The organism is Aeromonas sp. MR16 (assembly GCF_022549315.1).
GTDB classification, from domain to species: Bacteria; Pseudomonadota; Gammaproteobacteria; order Enterobacterales; family Aeromonadaceae; genus Aeromonas; species Aeromonas aquatica.
This window is the reverse complement of record NZ_JAKZFK010000001.1, coordinates 353,593-371,316: the sequence shown is the minus strand read 5'-3', so window position 1 is coordinate 371,316 and position 17,724 is coordinate 353,593. Positions and strand designations below refer to the sequence as shown.

The 17,724-nt window shown below is 60.5% G+C and carries 11 protein-coding genes; all 11 read right to left on the bottom strand.

Annotation, left to right across the window (positions count from 1 at the left end):
• Positions 1-58: 58 nt before the first annotated feature.
• The gene (locus tag MM194_RS01600; protein WP_241342427.1) at positions 59-6,622 is read right to left on the bottom strand and encodes an LPD38 domain-containing protein; all 6,564 of its coding nucleotides are present in this window, start codon (positions 6,620-6,622) and stop codon (positions 59-61) included.
• A gap of 130 nt (positions 6,623-6,752) precedes the next feature.
• On the bottom strand, positions 6,753-8,153 hold the full coding sequence (locus MM194_RS01595; RefSeq protein ID WP_241342426.1) for a hypothetical protein: 1,401 nt from the start codon (positions 8,151-8,153) through the stop codon (positions 6,753-6,755).
• Positions 8,154-8,162: 9 nt separating this feature from the next.
• On the bottom strand, positions 8,163-8,420 hold the full coding sequence (locus MM194_RS01590) for a complement resistance protein TraT (protein WP_241342425.1): 258 nt from the start codon (positions 8,418-8,420) through the stop codon (positions 8,163-8,165).
• Positions 8,420-8,800: a hypothetical protein gene (locus tag MM194_RS01585; protein WP_241342424.1), complete on the bottom strand. Its 381-nt coding sequence runs from the start codon at positions 8,798-8,800 to the stop codon at positions 8,420-8,422. The genes MM194_RS01590 and MM194_RS01585 overlap by 1 nt, the downstream gene beginning before the upstream one ends.
• Before the next feature lie 9 nt (positions 8,801-8,809).
• Positions 8,810-9,442: a hypothetical protein gene (locus MM194_RS01580; RefSeq protein ID WP_241342423.1), complete on the bottom strand. Its 633-nt coding sequence runs from the start codon at positions 9,440-9,442 to the stop codon at positions 8,810-8,812.
• Between the two features lie 8 nt (positions 9,443-9,450).
• On the bottom strand, positions 9,451-9,810 hold the full coding sequence (locus MM194_RS01575; protein WP_241342422.1) for a hypothetical protein: 360 nt from the start codon (positions 9,808-9,810) through the stop codon (positions 9,451-9,453).
• Positions 9,810-13,799, bottom strand: a complete 3,990-nt coding sequence (locus MM194_RS01570) for a DUF1983 domain-containing protein (protein ID WP_241342421.1) — start codon at positions 13,797-13,799, stop codon at positions 9,810-9,812. Before MM194_RS01570 ends, MM194_RS01575 begins: the two co-directional genes overlap by 1 nt.
• Positions 13,799-15,460 (bottom strand): hypothetical protein, encoded by a 1,662-nt coding sequence (locus MM194_RS01565; RefSeq protein ID WP_241342420.1) that lies wholly within the window; start codon positions 15,458-15,460, stop codon positions 13,799-13,801. The genes MM194_RS01570 and MM194_RS01565 overlap by 1 nt, the downstream gene beginning before the upstream one ends.
• A 47-nt stretch (positions 15,461-15,507) precedes the next feature.
• Positions 15,508-15,807, bottom strand: coding sequence for a hypothetical protein (locus MM194_RS01560; RefSeq protein ID WP_241342419.1), 300 nt, complete (start codon positions 15,805-15,807; stop codon positions 15,508-15,510).
• Positions 15,800-16,018, bottom strand: coding sequence for a DUF1353 domain-containing protein (locus MM194_RS01555; RefSeq protein ID WP_241342418.1), 219 nt, complete (start codon positions 16,016-16,018; stop codon positions 15,800-15,802). Before MM194_RS01555 ends, MM194_RS01560 begins: the two co-directional genes overlap by 8 nt.
• Complete coding sequence (locus tag MM194_RS01550) at positions 16,015-17,715, bottom strand: LamG domain-containing protein (protein ID WP_241342417.1); 1,701 nt, start codon at positions 17,713-17,715, stop codon at positions 16,015-16,017. The genes MM194_RS01555 and MM194_RS01550 overlap by 4 nt, the downstream gene beginning before the upstream one ends.
• Positions 17,716-17,724 lie beyond the last annotated feature (9 nt).

The window sequence follows — 17,724 nt, the reverse complement described above, 5'->3', positions numbered from 1 at the left end:
ATTGCCAGTGGTTACCAATTGAGTTCAACTGATAATATTGATTTTTGCTGCTACAACGCTACCAATTTTTCTGGTTGTTTCTAACCGCCTGGTACACGAGGTCATTACGACGGGCCAGCATCTCATCAATGCGCCGGCGCTTCTCTTCTGCGGCCAGAGTACGGTCGCGCTGGATCAGCTCGATCTTGTTGCGCACCACCCGCACCTGCTGCTGAGTCCTGCTCAGGCTGCGCCGAGATTTCAAGATCCCGCCCTGCTCCTCCAGCAACTCGTTCGCCCTGTCGGTCAACCCCTCGCTACGGTACTGATCAACCGTGCGCTTGAGCTGGTTCACCTCGTTCAACATTCGGTAAAATTCCTCCATGTGCTGAGTGGACTTGGCCGGCCCAGTGCCGCGGTACACCGCTTTCACCAGTGGGATCTCGTCGGCCCTCCAGCTCGCTGACTCACCCGGTCGCGAGGCCCGGATCAGTCCATCGGCAGCAGCCATCACATAGCTGCCCATGGTGCCGGTGTACCCGATTACCAGGTGCTCTAACTGCTTGGGTGAGAAGCCAGTGATCTCCCCCAGCTCGCGCATCAGCAGGCTAGTCTGCTCGTTGTAGCGAGCTTCTGCCCTGACATTCAGGTCCTGTGGGCCGTCAATGGGGCCACCTCGGAAGCTGTCGTAGTTGAAGGCTGCCTCAACCATCGGCTTGACGAGCTGGGGGGTCGGGTTGAGGGCGAAGGTGTCACCTATCGCCCTGGCCACCGCCTTGCCGAACTGGGCCCCAGTATCCTTGTCACCCAAGGCGCGGACCATACGCTCGGGGATGGTGCCGAACAACACGCCAATCTCGAACGGCTTGGGGATCCGCCAGTGGTGCTCACCAAGCCAGAAGTGCCAGTTGGCGTCTTTATCCCAGTCCGGCAACGCCTCATAGCGCTCATCGTCCCAGTTGTGGGCCAGCAGCGCCAGGCTCGCTGCCGTGATCATGCCTGCACGTTTGGCGATGGCTCTCGGATTGTCTCTCAGTTCGCGGGTCAGCTTGCCGAGGCCCTGAACACGGGCATTGAAGAAAGGCAGCACCTGGCTCATGACCTGCATGGTGCGTGAGGCGCCCAGCATGGAGAAATCCATCAGGTCCTTCGACTCGAACGCTGCCTGAGCATGGCTCTTGCCGGCCTTGATAGCAGCCTCATATACCGCCTCGCGGTTGCCGTTTTCCACCGCCTCGCCATAGCGGTTGTACTTCTCCCAGACGTCGGCAACCACCCCTTTGGCGTGAGCCGCATTACGGATGATGCTTTTTTCATAGCGGGCGATCTGCTCCGGGGTCATCCCCTTGCGGCGCAGCGACTTGCGCACGGTATCGGCCATGGCCCCCGGGTCATTGCCGTTCACATAGCCGCCCAGGAAAGAAGCACCGCTGAACATCACATCGATGGTGCTGCCATCCATGGCCAGGGTCTTTTTCACCCCCTTGATGGAATCGATCATCGGCTTGAAGCCATCCTTACTGATGGCCCAACTGGAGAGGGAATCGCGCAGGAAATTGCGCAGCATGAATTCGGGTGAGGCGGTCACCCCTGCGGTCAACAGACGTTTGGCTTTGGCGGCCACATTGACCATGGCACCGAACGGCTTGCGGTCAAAGAAGGTCATGGCCCGGTAGAGGTCCGGATCCTCAACCCGGATCATGTAGTCCTCACCCTCCAGCTTGACCATGATCCTGTCTTTGCTGTTGGCAAGGGCCTGGTAATCCATTTTGTTTGGCTTCGGGATGACCTCGATGATGCCAGTGTCGGCCAGGTTCCAAACCGTCTTTTGAGCCGCCATGTTCTTCATGGAGGCGTCGATCAGCTTGGAAGTCGAGGTGAAGATGTTCTCGAGCAGGTCGTTGGTGTTGGCCTCCCCTCCCTTGAGCTTCTTGATGCCAGCGTTCTGGTTGGCAATACCCCTCGGCTTGAAGGGGGCGATCACATCGCCGTCGTCGGATTCACGGAAGAAGGGGATATACCACTCGCTTTCGAACTCCGCCCTCGCATCTGCGGTGAATAGCCCCGCCTCTTGCGCCAGATCCAAGGTGGCGGCGTTGAGGCGGTTCCAGCGGAGCTTGGCCTCCATGAACTTGGCCTCTTTGCCTTTGCCCTGGGCTTTGAGCGCAGCAATGTCATTGGCATCGAGCAGATTCTCACGCCCCTGTGCCAGCAGGATCTCGGCTCGGTGACCTGCCATCCATCCCAGCCAGTTATGTAGATCGGAACCCAGGTCAGCAAAAATGCCCAGCAGCGCGTCCTTTTCCCCAGTGCCGGCCTTGCGCTGAATCACCCCATCCTTCCACTCCGGCAGACCGTAGAGCATGGTCGCCTGCATGGTGGAGGCGGCCCCCGTCGCCATCCGTGCCGCCACATAGCCGGAGTCGGCAGCATCGGTAATGCCGGCGGCCTCCTCGGCGTACTTGATGGGGGCCAGCGCGTCGAGCACCTCAGTGTTGGCCTTCTTGATGACGCGATCAACCCAGGACTCCACCACGCCACGATCCAGCGCACGCAGCATGTCCAGATTGGCCTTGGACTTGTCGATGATGTCGGGCTTTGCGCCGAGATTCAGCTTTCCCATAGCCTTGTCTGCAGCGGTGGCCGTCTGGCTCATCCTGACACCACCTTTCTTGATCAGCGCCTGAGCATCCTCCTGACTGAACTTCTTGCCACCATCAGGGCCGTTGTCCTCTGGGCCGGTGCGCTGCAACTTTTTACCCAGCCCCTCGATAAGGGAGCGGGTCTCCGCCGCCGTGATGCCATCCGGCACGAAGCCGACAGCCCGCAGCGCTTTGGTGATCATGGCAACCACCCGATCCCAGCCACGGCCCCAGGCGCCCTGCTCCAATTCTGCCAGATGAGCCACCACTTCCTCGGCTTGGGTGCCGATGTCCTCGTCGGCGTAATGGGTGTTTACCCAGTCCCACACCGGCTTCATGCTGGGGTCCTTCTGCGACTGGATGAGGCGGCTCATCAGCTTGGTGTATTCCCCGTCGCCCAGCACGTTAGCCAGGCCGTAGTGGGCCAGCACCTCATGGCGCAGGATCTCGCGCATCCGCTTGGGGTCGGAGATGGTGTCGGCAGCCACATGGAGAGTGCTGGCATCGTCGTCAAACGCCGCGCGACGGATCAATCCGTCCTTGGCATCCAGCCCCAGGGCCCCTTCAAGCTCCCCCTGGGTGGAGTGGATCTGCACCTTGATGCCGCTCGCCCCCCGGTACTGCTTGAACCAACCATGGGAAACCTGCTCAGCCTCTTTATGGGTCAGGTGCTTGGTCGGCTTGTCACCCTGGGCCATCGCCTGCTTTGAGAAGCGGACCGACTTCGCAGCACTGCCAGCAGGCTGGGCAGCAATCGGAGACTTCGTATCCCCCTCGCTCACCCAGCGCTTGAACGACTCCACCGGCATCGCCTTGATGGCACCCAGTCCTTTCCAGCCCGCCTCGTAGTTGCCAAGATAGCCTTCCCGGGCGGCCTGTTCATCGGCAAAGCCCATCATTACTTTGTGCTCGTCAAACTTGCCGGTGCCGGGGTCCACCTGATCCACCACATAGACCATCTCGCTATCCGGCTGATCACCAATGAACACATCAACGTGATCACCGTCCGCCCCTAGGGTGCGTTTGATGTAGCCATAGTCATGAGCCATGGTTGAATTCCACGCCTTGCCATCCTGATCAGTACCGGATCTGGTAGAGCCTTTGGGGTTCTCGAGCGCAATGTCCAGCCCCTGCAGCTTGAGGTGACCCTTCTTGTAGTTCCCAGCCTCTCTCTGTGCCTTGGTGGGCTCCGGCGCTACCTCGGCGCGGGCCGCTTCAATCTGCTGCACCGGTTCACTGGTGGCAGGCGTGGTGAGCTGTCGCACCTTCGCTACCGAGGTCGTGGACACTACCAGGCCACCCTTGCCCGGGATCGCCTTCACGCCGTTATCCTTCGCCCACGACTTGAGGGCCGCCACTTCCCCTTCCAGGGTGATGGTGCCGTCAGGGTTATCGATCATCCCCGACCAGGGTGTCGGCGCCGCCGCTGGCCCAGCAGTCGCGCGGGCTTGCTCAGGTTGGCCCCCTTCAGATACAGCAACCCCGGCAGGTGCCGGGGCTGTCAGTGCATTTCCCTCTCCTGGTTGGGTGACAGGTACAGGTGCAAGAGAAGCGTCATCTGCCGGATCTCCGGGTCCAGCTCGCTCCGCGAGTTCGGCAGGGGTTGGTCCAACACCAGTTGCAACCGGATCGCCTGCGCCAGGCTGATCACCTGGTCGCTCACTGCTGATTGCAGGTATCGGGGTAGGCTGGCCATGGGTCACCTCGGATTGTTCGCTGGAAGGGATAACATCGCGGTAGCCGGTATCGACGGCCGGTGCGAGTTGTTGGGGCTGGCTAGGGGTGGGCTGTTCGGCCTTCACCTGCTCTACCTCGGCAATCTCTGCCACGCCGAAACCACCGCCATTGAGGGGGACCGGGGTTTCCTTGCCCTTGCGGCTGGCCATGGCGGCCTCTTTCTCGCTGGCGAACGGCTTGCCTTTGCGGGTAATGCGAAGGGTCTGTAGCGGGCCAAAGATGGAGTCAGTCTTCTCGCCGACCGGCACATCTCCCTTCATCGGCGTAGCACCCGGCTGGCGCTGATCGCCGCCATAGATCACATCCCGGTGCGGGAGCTCGGTGCCGACCTCACGTCCCTCCCCCTCAATGGTCGCCCCAGGCAGCGCGATACTGGCTTGCTCCGTAACCACCTCAGGCGGGAGCAGATCACCCTCCTGCCCGCTCTGCCACCGGGTGCGCTCGCTGCCACGAAACTGCGGGCCTGGGCCGGACTGGCGATCATCGTGATCCCCCGGCGCGGACACCCCGTCCCCTTTGCGCTTGGCATTGGCGTCACCGGCAAAGATCACATCCTTGAGCGGCAAGGCAGGGCGCTGTCCTTCCGTCGCCACCTGCAGTGCACTCTTGTTGCCAGTGAAGGGATCCGCCCCCAGCTCACCAGCCAGTACACGCTCATAGAGACTCTTGCCCTGCTCACCCCCCTGGATCTGGGTAGTGACCAGCTCCTGCACTGAGGGGCCAAACTCCCCCGCCAGTGCTCGCTGCACCTCGCTATCCTGTGCCATCCCCTTGAATCGCTCGGTGGTATCGTCGTGGCGCAGATAGGCAGGCACGTCACGCAGCTCGTCGAACTGGCTGGGGCTTGGCCCGAGCGGATTCTGCTCCCCGCCGCCCTGCAATGGCATCTCCAGACCATCAACATCAGCAGCCAGTTCTGATTCTTGTTCGGTCATTTGAGCCGGGCCGGAAGCAGGCACCGGATCCACTGAGGGATCTTCCACCGCCTCCATCACCGGCGTGGTGGGGTCGATAACTGGATCTGCTGCGGTTTCCTCCTGTTGGTTGACATGCTTGCCGCCCCGCCCCCCACCAACAGCGCCCACCGCGCCGCCAGTGCCCATCCCGATCAAGCCGCCCTCGATCGCGCTCGACACCACCCCCTTCATCGGATCGATGTCTGCTGCGGCCACCTCGTTCAGCGCCTCATTCACGGCATACTGCTGAACCCCTTCTTCCAGGGTTTCACCAACGCCCTCACCCATGGCTCCTTTGGCCGCACCTTTCAGCACACCACCTGCAGCAGCCTTGCCCGCCAGCATCTTGAACAACATGGCATCGCCCATCATGGAGCCCATGGCGGCGGCTCCCCAGGTCTTGGCATCACTCATGGTGGCACGACTGGCCAGGTTGGCCGTCTCCTCCCGGGCCTGCGCCAGCTTCTCCTCATCGGAGAGGAGTTCAGTCTGCTGATCCTGGTCGATGCGAGTGAAGGCCTGGCGGAAGGTGTCGCTGGCCGCCAGCTCGTCAAAGCTCATGCCCAGCACGGTGTCACGAGTGTTCACCCCCGCACTGCCGACTGACCCGGTCGCACCAGTGGTGACGGCGCCGCCGGTGGCAATTTTGGACACGGCCTTGGCGGCAACCGCTTCGGCTATCTCCTGGGTCGCGCCACGCTTGACCATGGATGCGGTGACAGCGCGGCCAATAGAGGCTTTGGCGGCCACCCCTGTCACCCCGCCTGCCGCCAGTGTCGGCAGCAAGGAGCCAACCCCCTGCGCCATCTTCATGGCCCAGACATCGATATCCCCCGCGCCATCCCCCAGGGTCAAGCGTCCCTCCGGCGTTTCATCGACCAGTCGGCGGCTCATGGCCTCTTTGGCATCAGGGCTCATGCCTTCGGAAAGCGACTCGGCGCCAGACTTTGCCAGATCACCCGCTCCCGCAACGAAGTCCAGCACAGGACTGAGTTTGCTCGCCAAGTTGGCGCGGGACTGATCCAGGTAGTCGCCACCCTGCTTCCCGGCATTCTCCTTGCCGAAGTTGCTGGCCTGCCGTGCCAGCTCGCCAATGCCGCCCACGAGATCCAGTGCGCCGGCACCCACCCCGCGGGCGACATCGCCTAGGCCTACATCAAGATCACGTTTGGCTACAGGCTCGGCTGGCTGGGGTGGTGCAGCCGCTGCGGCAGACAGGCTGCTATCGAGCGTGCTCCAGAAGGGGTCATTACGGGTGTCAGATTGTCGCGGTTGCGGCAGGGCGTCACGCAGTCCAGGCTTGTCCATGGTGTCCTCGGCTTTCGGGCAAAAGAAAAGCCCCGAGCGGCGAACCGATCAGGGCTTTTGAGATGGGGCGATCAGCATGCAGACTGACCGACGATGGAGAGATGCTAACGCTGGGGTAGGTGAAAGGCAACTATCGGCGGGCCTGGGCTAGGCTCATTGCCTGATAGGCGTTGGTCTCCGTGTCGCGGAGTCGATTGGCCGTGACGACTGCCTGCTCAGTCTGCCGCTGTTTGGCCGCCTGCTGGCGCCACAGCTCAAAGGCCGTGTTCATCCTGGCCGGGGAGTCCAGCAGGCTGCTCAGCTTGCCATGTTGGTTCGCCTCTTTGACGAACTGCAGGCGCTCGGCATCGCCACCAGTCCACTCTTTGATAGGGGCACCCGCCTTCTGCTCCTCAGCTTTGGAGGTCATGCCGAAGGTATCGGCCAGCGCCGCCTTGCTCTGCTCCAGCTGGGCATCCAGCGCTTCAAGCTGCATATCCTTGTCCTCGGCGTTGCTGGAGGAGATCCGAGCCCGGTTCTGGCCATGCTGCTTCTCCAGCTCGGTGACCGCCTTCTTGTAGCCACCCTGATCAGGCCCGGCCGTCAGTCCGAGAGAGGTGCGCAGCTGATCGGCATTGCCAATCATGTGTTTGGCCAGTGCCGCCCGCTGGTATGCCGGCTTCAAGAAGTCGTTGATGGGGATGACCTTGGGCTGATCGTCAGGCGCGGAAGTGCGGTTGTTGGTAATGGGACGGACATCCTTGCTGCCATCGTCATAGGTGACCTCCACCCCCAACACTACGCCACGCCCATCCGGGGTGATCATGATGTTGTTGAGCTGCTTGCTTGTAATGGTCTTGCCGCTGTCCGGGTCGATATCGCCCACCCCTTTGCTGACTTCATCCTGGTAGAGGGTGCCGGCCGCCTTGATAAATTGCGGGTTGTTGACCGCGGCGTGCCCTTCCGGCGTGCTGGGGTCCAGTTTTCCTTCCTGCGCCTGGCGCACCAGGTTGCCAGCGTAAGTGACGAAGGTCTTGCCGGCCTCGGCATAATCCTGCTGCAGATAACGCTCAGGATTGAACGAGCCTGCACGCGGATCGCGCACTACTCCCCAAAACTGCTGACCAGGGTCTTTGCCCTCGGATACAGCCTGCCAGCCAGACTGGATGATCGGCAGGTTCTCCTGCTGGAACACCTGCTTGTCTCGCAGTGTTTTTTGCCACTCATACTCCTGCTGTTGCCGGGTCTCCTGTGCCGTGGCACGCCGCTCAGCTGCGCCAGCGCGCGCCTCGGCAGATTTCACCTGGCGCTCGGTGAGGGCGAACTGTCGATCAAGTCGCGCATCAGCCAACTTATCGCGCCCCTTGCTGTACTCCAGCTCACCCTGGTAGCGCTCGTCTGCCACCTTCTGCCGCTCCTGCTCGTTCTGCCACATGGCATCTCGCAGGCCCATGGACTTCTCCATCCGCTCATCTTCTTTCTGACCACGTAGATATCTGTCCGTGGTGCTGAACCCTGCCAGATAACCTTCAGCCAATCCTGATACACCCATCGCTCCCCCTTAAAACAGGCTGTCAGCCAGAAAACCAACACCCGCACCAATCAGGCCGCCAAGTGGGCCACCTACCGAGCCTGCCATGCCCAACATGGCCCCCATAGAGGCGCCGGTACCAATCGCACTCATGGTCTGCCCCTGGCGGGCGGACTTGAGGCTCTTGTTGGCAGCCTCCATCTCCGACTCTCGATTGGCCGCATCGCGCAGACCTGCCAGACCTTGCTGGCGAGTTTGGCCACCGATATCCAAAATGCCGTACCCCATCACACACCTCCCCCGGTTTTGATTGCTTCACGCAGCCCAGCATCCGCGCCGGTCAGGATCCCCATTTGCCGGGTCTGCTCCTGTTCACGCAGGCCGTTCTCGGTACCCGCAGTCATCAACGCCATGCGCAGCCCCTGGCTGTTATCGTTGGCGTTGCTGCTGGTACCAAGCCCCATCCGCGCATTGCGATTGGCCGTGGCCTGCTGAGCAGAGCGCAAGGCGTTGGTGTTGTTCTCGTCCACCCGGCCCAGTTGTTCCCTGAGCAGCTCGCCGTTGGTGGCCAGCTCCATCAGCTCCTGCTGCTTGGGGTAGAAGCGAGTCTTCCAGTCCTGGTACTGCTCTCGGGTGATTTTGGCGTAAGTGTCTGCGGCGTAACCCATGGATCCCCCTTAGTAACCCTTGCCCTGCAGCACCGATGCTGTAGGGCTTATTTTCTTGATCTCCGTTGCAGCCGGCGCTTTCAGGCTGGCCAGCCCATACGAGGTGGCGGCTCCTGCCAGGGTCCCTACCAAACCAGCCGTCGCCTGCTGACTTTGGAACGAGCTCTGTGCATCACTGGTTGCCTTGCGCAAGCTGGTTGTGGCCACATCGCCCATACCAGCCATGGATTCAGCCTTCTGCCCTGCGCCAATGCTCACCACATCCTTGAGGCCTGCCACATGCTTGTCTTGCTGGCTGGACTGCGCCCGGTTTGCGGTATCGGTCTGGCTCAAGGCCTGGTCAGTTTCCAGGCCTTCCATTGCCTCCTGATACCGGCCGCTGGTCGGGTCTGCCCCACTGGCAGCCATGGAATCAGCCAAGCCAGCTCGGGCCTCGCCAAAAGTTTTCGCGGTGCCAAGCGCTGCGGTGCCCGCCAGTTTGTCGAACTCCCCCTCGCTGTTGAGGTCATCCACCTTCTCGATGAAGATGTCCTCGTACTTCTGCAGGTCGTTCTTGTAGAGATCCCACTGCTCCATGGCCACACTGGCCGCGGCCTTCTGGGCCTCGGTCTCCTGAATTTCGTTCGAGCCACCCTTTCCCATCGCTCACCTCACAAGTTGATCTGAAACACATAGAGCCCATCAGCATCATCCGGCTGACGTACCCATCCGATTCTTGGTGCGACCTTGAGCCAACCCTTGCGCGCTGAGTGGAAGCGCAGCCAGCGTGCTCCTATCAGGCGCGCCAGGCGCTTCACTTCCGGCAAGTGCCGCTCAGGCGCCCTGCTATCTCCCCACCCCACCCAGACCAAGACGCCGATCACGCCTTCTTCGGCCAGCGGCTTGAGCACGAAGCCGTCATCACCACGCACAAACAAAAACGCCACCCAGTTTCGGATGGCGTCTTGCAGTTCAGTCGATAGATTTGGATTGCCGGTATCGAGGGCAATACGGTGCAAAGGACTGCCCATCAGAACAACCCCATCAGCCAGATACTGCCGCCTTCGATTTGCTGATTAGTAATGTCACTGACACTACCAAACGGCACGACTTCGAAAGTGATGCTGGCGCCGGTATAGGCCGGAATCACAAAAGCTTCCTGCAGCGATACCCGCATAGTGATTCGGTTAATCCCTGTTGGATAACTTGCCTGAGTGGTCGCCCTACCCTGTTCTACACCATTCATCCTGCAGATCAGCGTAACCCCGATGGTGCCATAACCAGACACAGCAGCACTGCCCGACACCGGCCTGATACACACGATGTTGCGGGCACGCTTGTAGGCAGGAATGCTGAAATTTCCTGATGACTTTATCAGCGTTGTCACATCACCAACAATCCGATCGGCCTCAAGGGTACCCAGAATGGTGCAGTTCTGATCTATGGTGCAATTGCCAAGCGTCATGTTTCTGACGTAGCCACCTTCGGCATAGAGCCTGTTGGTATAGATGGAGCCATCTGCATAGATGATGGTGTGCCAACCCCACCCCCACCCACCGTATGGCCCACCCTTACCAAAACCTGCAGCACCGCCAGCCATGAAGGCATTGCCCATGTCAATCTGACCTCCGTTGATCAACGGCGAGCTGATGCTGACCCCGGCCTTCACATAATCAGCGGTGATCTTCTCAGAGTTCAGGATCTGGATGGTGGCCTTGCGGATGATGGCCTCTGCAATCACGGCCTGGCCATTGTCGATAGCGAAAAGTGGCGCCATCGGTGTTGAGCTGTTCGGGTCGAATACAAAAACCTGACTGGCAGAGATTGCCACCTGGCTGGTGCCGTCCGAATTGGCAACCAGGCCGATCCCGGCGGTGATCTGGCCTGCGCTGGCTTTAGCCGTCCACATTGCCTGAGCCCCACTTTGCAGGTCGGCAATTGCCTGACTCTGGAGCTGCACGGCTGCTGCATTGGCTGCGATCCGGGGGTCGTCGGTGGCTATCCAGGCAGTACCGCTGTAACGGTATGGCCGGTTATTGCTGGCAGTATCAAACCACAGGTCGCCAGTCCCCATCCCAGACCCGGGGGCCGTTGCTTGAAAGAACGTTTTATTCTTGCTGCCCGCAACGGCAGACACTGTATTAATCTGACTTCCGAGGGCTTGCATCGCATCGGCACGGGCGGCCGTCTCGGCTGTGATTTGGCTGGTGAGCGCCTGATCCCCCTGCTGATAGCTTGCCGTTACCTGCTGGATCTGACTGGCCAGCGACTCGACGGCATCAGCCCGGGTTGTCGCCTCCTCGTTGATGCGCCCAGATAGCGCTGCGTCAACCGTCTCCATGGCAGACTGCTGCTGGCTCAACTTCTCGGTCATGGCGGCATCAGCATCAGCGCTGACCCTGGCCACCTCGGCAATACTGGCTGAGAGGGACTGATCCACCCCCTCGATTTGCGCCTCAAGCACAGATGTCTTCTGTGCCAGGGCTTCATCTGCCGTTGATCGAACCAACTGCTCATTGGTGATCTGCGCCCTGATCTCCGCATTCTCAGCATCAAACTCAGCGGTCAGTTGCTCAACAGTCCTGGCTTGCGCCTCCTGTTGATTCGCCAGCGTGCTCTGCTGCTGGAGAATGACACCGCGAGCCTTTCGGTTCTCCCGGTCGCGTTCATCCCCGGTCAGGGCACCTTCAACCTGGCTGATGGCACCGATACCGATCTCCGACTCCATCTTGTCTTGGCGTTGGCTGAGCGACTCCTCATTGCTCACCACGGCCTGCCGGAGCTCGGTGATGCTGGCCGAGTTCTCTCCGACCGTCACATCAAGGGTGCTGATCCGTTCACCAAGCGCTCGGTCTGCATCTGCCAGGGCCTTGCTCGACTCGGAGAGGGAGGCAGACAGCGCCGCATCGGCGGCCTTGAACGCAGCATCTACAGTGCTGATCTGCTGGGCAAGCGCCTCATCTTTTGTTGCCCGAGCCAGCTCCTCGGCCGCAACCCTCGCATTCGTATCCTCGAGGTCGCTGCTGAACTGCGCCTCCACTTCGGACACTCGCCTCGAAATGGCCTCATCAGCGGTGACCCTGGACGACTCCTCCTGAGTGATGTTTGCAGCAAGCTCTGCCGTCGTGCTCGAGAACCTCGCAGCCAACTGGTCCTGGCGCAAGGACAGGGCCTCGTCCGCGGTGGCACTCGACTGTGCCAGCGACCTGATATCGGCATTGGCCTGAGCATCAGCCGCCTTGAACTCCGTTGTGACGTTATCAATGCGCTGTGCCAGTGCCGAATCTGCATCAGAGGTCACCTTCTCAACCGACGAGATCCTGGCCTGGGTTGCGGCATCCTTCGCCTCAAACTTCACTTCCATGTCTGTTGTGCGCTGAGCCTGGGCCTGCTGCTCCGTCAGGATTACCCTCTGCTCTGTACGGATGGCACCGAATGCCTTCCTGGTCTCCCGGTCGCGCTCATCCACGGCTAGGGCACCATCGATCGCAGCAGATGCGTTGTCATCGTCTTGCCCACGCTGCAGCTCAAGCTCCGCAGTGATGACGTCGAGGCGGCCAGCAGTGATACCACCGTCATCTTCGATGATTTCCTCGAGCGCCTGGATCTTGGCCTCTGATGTCCCCGCCCTCACTTCGAGCCCACTGACCCGCTGTGCTGTCACCTGATCGCTTTCCGCCGATACCCGTGCCAGCTCAGTGATGCTGGCCTGAAGAGTCTCGTCACCCTGGGTGATCTGGGCCGCCAGCCCATCAAGGCGCTGCGCCTGGGAACTCAGCTCATCGGTATGCACCGTCAGTTTGCTTTCTGCATTGGCAAGTCGCACACCCTGGGCATCCACCTCCTGCTTGGTCGCTTTCTGAGTCAGCTCCCCTTTTGTCGCATCAAGCTCCTGACCGATCTGGGTAACCCGCTGCTGTTCGCCTGTGAACTCTCCCCGGGTGACGGTTTGGCTCAGGCTGGCGTCCAAGCCGTTGATGCGCTGCTCTGCCTCTGTAATCCGCGAGCCTTGGCCGTCAACGGTGACATTGTCTGCCTTGCTGCTGATCTGGCCGGCCACGGCATCAAGATCTTGCTGCACTTCAGTAATCGAAGTGTGAAGCTCATCTCGCACCGCATTGACGGCATCCATGGTGATGCTGCCGTTTTCAGGATCGACGACAAACACCGCATCGCGGAACGAGTCGAAATCCCCCTTGTACTTATCGAGCTTCGCATTCAGGCGATCCTGCACCAGCCCGATTTCGATGCTCGACATCCCCAACTGCTGCTGGGCATCATCCAGCAGCTCTTGAGCTACCTTCTGGCGCTCATCCAGCCCAGCCAGCTCCTGCTCAATACTGGGGATCTTGTCCTCGATGGCGGCGACCTTGGGACGAATGACCTCGATCTCATCAACCTTTGGCTTCAGGATCGTAATATCCAGCTGCAGTTGGGGGACTTGCTCTATTGGCCCCAGCAGCGCCTGGGCCAGGTGGCTCTCCTCTATCTTCCCATGCAGTTCGTCGAGAATGTCCTGCACATCCCGGCTGGTTTCAGCCTTAACGCCCTGCATACCCTGGAAGGGACCCTTGTCATCCTTGCCGTTGACGAAGCGCACCCAGTAGTAAAACGCGGCGCCCTTGCCAATGGCGTCAGAGAAGAGATTGGCCGAAGAGGTCCCCACCAGGGTGGCCTCGGCTTGGTTGTCACTCTCAGCTCGCCATATCTCGGCGTGAGCATGCCCCCGGTAATGCGGCGGATCCCACTCCACCAGGACCGTGTGAAATGCGCCATTGGCGATCACATTGACCGGGGCGTGGGGAAACTCCATCTGGCCCGGAGGGAAAAGGTCTGGGTTCTTGCCGGGGACATAAACGCCGCCAGCACCAGGGCGCAGCGTAGACAATCCCAACGCCGCCAGCTCCCTGAACGTGACGGCCTTATCAAGGCGATCGCCACGCTGCCCAGTGAGCAGCTCTACGTTTTCTGCTGTAGCCGCCTGGTCTCGGCCTGCTCGATATGCGGGTTTCTTGGCCATCAGATCACCATCTCCGCCATGCTACTCGCGAGAGTGATGCGGCTCACCACCGAGGTACCGAAGACCTCTATCTGCCAGAACCGGCCACGCACAGGGGGCAACCTGAACGCCCCGGGCACCAGGTTGCCAGGGGACAGCTCCATCACCTGCTCCCCGTCAACGAACAACTTGATCCCGACCAAGCCAACATCCTGAGCCAACACCCGGCAGCAATTGAAAGACGTTCCCTCTGGCACCATAAAGAGCTTCGACCGCCAGATGAATTGGCCATTGCTGGCGCTCCCGCCCCGCCAAATCTGCAAGCTTCGGCCCTTGGCAACGTAGAGGGAGTCGCTCTCCATATCGGAGACAGCCGCATCCCACCGGTTCGTCAGCTCACGCAAGTCGCCACTTTTCGGGTCAAAAATGAATGCGTGAGTGTCAGTCATGCCCACATATTTTCCCTCGTGGTGCCATGCCCGCATAGTTTCAGGCTTCATAGCGCGCCACTGCTTGCGGGTGATGATCTGCTCGGTCACCACCTGCCCACCGCTGGCGCCGATGCCGACCAGCCCGTCCGGGGAGGCATAGAGCACCACCCCATCCATGGCGACCATTGAGCGCCCGCTGATGCAGGCTTGCGGCAGTTGGCTCAGCTTCTGGGTGGTCACGGATGCCGGGCTCACGCCCTGGGCCAGATAAGGGTATCCCTTGGTTCCGACCACCAATGTGGTGTCGATGGCGGCGATCGCGACAATGTCGTGCTCGGTGGTCAGTCGGTACTTCTCCGGCCAGGCGTAGGGAAGGTAGGGTTCGCACAGGTAGAGGGAGTTGCCAGCAAACCCCGCACACATGCCATTCGCCATTTGACACATGCCGCGCATGCCATCAGGCGGCATGGTGTAGTCGTAGGTCTCCAGAACGGCTCCCAGCTCCCCATCTACCCGGGTATCAACAAACGACGCTTGAGCGATCGGCAGCTCGGCAACCAGCAGGTAATCAGCAAGGCCACCACCGGACACCGACCGGTAGATCCGCCGCTTGGTGATGTTGCTGTTCTGGGCGTTCGGCGGGCTGAGCATCAAAGCAACAGATGATCCCGGGATCCCGATGTTCACCTTTCCACTGGCCGGGCCAGGGGGGCCTTCCTCCCCCATCGCAGTGACGAAGGTGTCCACATAGAAGCGGGTTTCGTCATCGGTCAGATCATCATCCACTCCACCAACAGGCGGAGTGATGGCACCAATCCCGACCGGAACACCAGGGGCTGGAATGCCTAACCGATACCACGCCGTCGGCTTGTTGCTGCCGTCAGTGGCGATCTGGGCATGAGTCACCTTGGGATATTCGCCGTCCGTGTAGTAAACCCGGCCATACGGGTCCTGAGCGATTGGGGAGCGAATAACCTCCACCACCTTGTTCCAGGCGAACCAGTGCTGACCATAGTGAAAAAGGGTGGTAGGCACGATGGGCAATTCCGCACCAGCACTGGCGTCATCCTCCAGCGGGGAGATAACGCCATGGTCAAAATGGCAGTCACGCGCAATCACCGCGACTTCATCAGACAAGAGGTGTGGCTCCACGCGCGGCATAGTCCCTCGCATGGTGACGATATCGAGTACGGGCATGGGGATCTCGGAGAGGCAGAAACGAAAAAGCCCCACTCGGGAGAGCGGGGCCATAATGGGTAAATCCTAACGCTGGGCGCGTCAGGAGGCAAGCGCCGAACTCAGGCCCACACTCTCACGGGCGTCACCGGGTAGGTTCGCTGTGCATCCAGGGCCGTAGCCAGCTCATCAGAGGTGGTGCGCACGTTGACATGGTAGCCAGACACCGGGGCGGTGACGGGCACCTCCTGGCCATCGACCAGGGTGGTTTCGCCGGTGGGCTGGTAGATGGTGCCGATCACATCGAGCGCGGCATCAGGGTGATAGAGGGCGCCGCTCTCTTCGTCGGCGATGAAACCGGCCGTCTTAAGGGCCAGCGTCATAGCTGACTTGCTGCCCGCCTTGAGGTAGAGATCAATCATGGGTCTTCTCCTTCCAGAAATACCAGCCGCCAGCGCGGCAGGCGGCCCAGAACAACCAGGCCATCACCGGCTTCCCCTGGGCAATCATGCAGTGGCGCAAGCGCCGGTCAGCCTCAGCACGGGATACCGTGCCTCTGGCGCCATAGTCGTTGCAGCAGCGGTTAGCGTCGGGTGAGACGGGGCCAAGCCCAGTGCAGTAGTGGCGGGTCATGATGAGGCCGCCACACACTGGGCGTCCGTCAGCGGCGAGTTCCAGATATTGATGTTTCGCAGGTGGCCATTAAGAGTTCTATTTGGTGTTGAGGACACACCAATAGCCAGCAGTAACGGTAAACCTTCTGTTAGTGGGGCTACCACCGTGGACGTGCCGATTATCACCCCATCAACGAACAGATCGCAGGCGTTGCCGGACTGACGGTAACAAAATTTATATGTTCGACGGCCCGTGACTGTGTATTGCTTGGCCCGACTTGAAGCGCGATATATACACAGGAAGGCGGCAACACTGTCCACCCTGACAAGCAAGTTGCTGCCTTGTCCTTGTTGCGCTGAAATGATCGCTTGATATGCATCAGCAAGGCCCGCTATATCAAACTCACAAGACATGGTGAATTTTTGATTTGCAGTTATCGGCAGTAGATTCCCAGGCCACGGAACTTCGCATCGCGTTGTCGCAGGGCGAGTTGTCTGTGCTGATGTGGCATTCTCGATATAGGGCGTGGCGAACGGCTTGGCTTCCAGCTGGACGCGGCGATAGGTCATAGAACCCGTTGCGCCAACATTCGTACCGAAAGGGTAAAACCGGAACATACGGGTCGTGTCGTTAACAAAAGTTCTGGTCCCTTCGATTCGCCAATACGACCCCATGTCAGTCACCACTTCGGACGCATATGAGCCCGTCGCCGTTGTTTCGGTCAGCGACACGTCAATGTTTGTGGTAGCACCATAGGAACGAAGGCGTAAATTGAGGCCGGGGGTTTTCAGCACATCCATACTGAATGTGTGCGGTATATCTTTCACCAGGACCCCCGCGTCTTTATATGAACCTTCCGTCGCTCCAGTGTTACCTGCACCGCTCACGGTGACCCACCCCGCTGCATCCGCTGCCCCATGTGTCCACGGGGCAGCGGATGCAGCTGACGCGGCCCAACTGATACTCGGGGCGAATAGGTTTACGGACTGATCGAAAATGGCCAGCCCCTGCTGCTCGATGGCCATCTCACCGGCGGGTACTGTCACCAGTCGGCCCGACTTGTCGATCATGGTCTGTGATCCCAGCCGCTCATAGGTGACAAGCTGGGCAACCGGGGTTGTCCCGACCAGCACGGGAGCCCCTTTTCCGTGCGTCATGCGTCCGTCAGTCGTGAATGGGATAGACACATCCGGGGTCGGCAACCGTGCCGCCAGCACCGCCGCGGCGGCAGCAGCGGCAGAAGCGGCGGCCTTGTCCGCCTCCGCCTTGGCGCGGGTGGCCTGCCCCTCCCCCTCGCTGGTCACGCGCTTCCAGGGTATCAGCGTTTGCTTGGTGCCATCCGGCGCAGTCACCTCGATAGTGGCTGCATTGCTCGTCAGCAGCGCCTGGAAGGCATCACTTTGTTGCTGATAGGCACTCAGGGTGGCCGTCAGGCGACGGGCGAACTCCGGAACAGAATCCGAAAAGGTCGTGATGATCTCGTAGGCTTTGCCTGTGGCAGTCACACCACGATAGGCCTGCACCAGATAGAGCTCGGTGTTCGATACCGCGTAGTCCACCTCATAGAAATCCACCGAGGTGCCGCTGGTGATACAAAAAAGGTGGCCCTTGGCCACCCCGTTCTTGGTGTCTGCGAAGGTTGTTCCGGTGCCGGTCACCTTCTTGCTGCCGTTGGTGACAGCAACCGTGCCGTCACGCTTCCACACTCCAGCCATGACGCCCCC